Source organism: uncultured Eudoraea sp., assembly GCF_947260015.1.
Lineage (GTDB): Bacteria > Bacteroidota > Bacteroidia > Flavobacteriales > Flavobacteriaceae > Eudoraea.
Genome location: NZ_CAMYOM010000092.1, coordinates 1 through 2,149 on the forward strand (window position 1 = coordinate 1; position 2,149 = coordinate 2,149).

Sequence of the window (2,149 nt, forward strand, 5' to 3'; positions counted from 1 at the left end):
TAGGAAGAACAACCAACCACCACTTATGATCAACTTCTTTAGAAAAATCCGCAAGAAACTCGCAGACGATAATAAGCCTTTAAAATACATGAGGTATGCTCTTGGCGAAATTGTATTGGTGGTTATAGGGATATTGATTGCCCTTCAAATCAATAATTGGAATGAAGATTACAAAGAATCACTGGCTATTAAAAATGTTTTATATGAAATTAAAGAAGATTTAATTCAAGACAAAGCAGAATTAGAGCGTAACATAGAATTACGTACTGAAGATTTTGAAGCGCAAAAAAGAATAATAAACGTACTTGAAACAAATGGGAGCTTTAATGAAAATGTCCGTTCCGATTTAGGACGTATCCATTTGGCTAGAAATGTTTTCTCGGCTTCAAAGGGATATGATTTATTGAAAGAATTGAATCTGGGAGCTCTAAGGGATAAGGAGCTTCGGATTTTACTTACTCAGTACTATGAAAGGGATATTGCTTTGGTTCATCGAGAGTTCACAGACGATAAATTGGAATTTGAAAATTATTGGTTACCATATGTAAGAATTCACTTTAAGGAATTTGAATTCGGGGATTATGCTATTCCTCATGATTATTCCCAAATTTTAAATGACCAAACTTTATTAACAGCAACTAAAATGAATAGCAATAATTTAAACAATACAATTAACGCATACAATTCAGCATTAAACACTGCCATAAAATTAATAAATCAGTTACCCGAGTAGTTTTCAATTAAAGAATGAGTGAAAAAATTCGTTAAGACTTGAACAGAAATTATTTATTACAAAAACGAAAGGCTAACACTATGTATAATTAATTGCTACCTATCTCCTACTCTATCCTTTGTTAAGATCCCGATAGCTCCTTCTCCATAGTATAACGAAGGAGAAACTATCCGGACCAAACTCCAAAAGAGTGGATGCCAGCTTTTGGGAGATATGTCTTTGCGTATAATAAATACTCTTTGGACAAATATAACTTTGACTATATCTTAATCGCTCTTATAATTATCACGGGATTATGGCTCCTTTTTGTACAATATAATTTTTTGAATTTTTTTTTGGGGGAAATATTAAAGCGACTATTACCGTATTGTTTTTAAGTACTATCCTAATTTTAGTGATTACAGATCACATCGGATTAAAAATTGCCGAGTGTTTTTTTGGATATCCAAGTGACTGGTTGGCATCTGGAATTCCCACACTTCTCTTACTTTCTGTAATAACTCCTTATTGCGCTGCTTTAATAAAAAATTACTTCCACTGGAGGAAAGGAAAGACGAAATCTCAAAAATATGTATAATAAATTCCTACGTTAAAGTCAAAGGGGAAAAAGTAAATATAAAACCCCAACGAAACCATATACGGAACGTTGGAGGCATTTACTTTAGAAATATTAAAATGACCCTCTTATTAGATTATTTTAATTCCTCAAACCCAGGAAGGCAAGAGCTTTACATCCCAATTACTTTCATTGCTTTATTCAATAATTCCGGATTCTTTGAAATAAAATCAATCGCTGCTGTAGCTAAATCTTTATCCCCTAAAATTGCTTTCATAATTCCCTTATTAGAACCTTTGTTCTTTGCAAGAATACTAGTCAAGGATTTAGTAGTCTCTGGATTAGACTTTAGATAATCTATGGTTTCTTTTTGTAAACCATCATCCTTCATTAAAGCATCCGTTATTTGAGCATCCATGTTTGGATTTTCTTTGGATATTGCTTCAATCCCATCCTTTTGGACATCACTAGTCTTAACATCAGGTACTGTTTGTGCCGATAAAGAGGCTGAAAATGCAATAATGAATGTAAAAAATAATACTTTTTTCATAATTTTGTTTGTTTGTTTTATATCCTGCGCAAGATAGATAAATTATCGGTAAATGCATTGGCTTCAACCAATTTATAATGCCCCAGTTAGCGCGAGCCTCACGCTTGTGTTCCTGAAGCCCCCTGCTAGCGCGAGCGTCACGCTCGTGCCCTGAAGTTGTTCTGCTTAGCATCCTTTTTCATAGTTACATCATACCCAAGTGCATCCCTTTATTATCTATTTTTAAAATAGTATCTATTGCTGGCCGCCAACAGCGACCGCCTTGAAAATTCCTATGACTGTACCCTGCATAACAACATATTAGGGATAT

2 protein-coding genes are annotated in these 2,149 nt (G+C 33.9%); one reads left to right on the plus strand and one right to left on the minus strand.

The genetic code is table 11. From position 1 onward, the window contains the following. Positions 1-733 (plus strand): DUF6090 family protein (locus Q0X66_RS15820; protein WP_297708088.1); only part of this gene is annotated, 733 nt, incomplete at its 5' end. A gap of 728 nt (positions 734-1,461) precedes the next feature. Here the strand turns inward: Q0X66_RS15820 and Q0X66_RS15825 are convergent. Beyond that, positions 1,462-1,839, minus strand: a complete 378-nt coding sequence (locus Q0X66_RS15825; RefSeq protein WP_297708090.1) for a hypothetical protein — start codon at positions 1,837-1,839, stop codon at positions 1,462-1,464. Between the last annotated feature and the right edge of the window lie 310 nt (positions 1,840-2,149).

Bases quoted from the DNA above. Each gene is read 5' to 3' on its own strand.
- Q0X66_RS15825 (WP_297708090.1), bottom strand. From the start codon at position 1,839: ATGAAAAAAGTATTATTTTTTACATTCATTATTGCATTTTCAGCCTCT.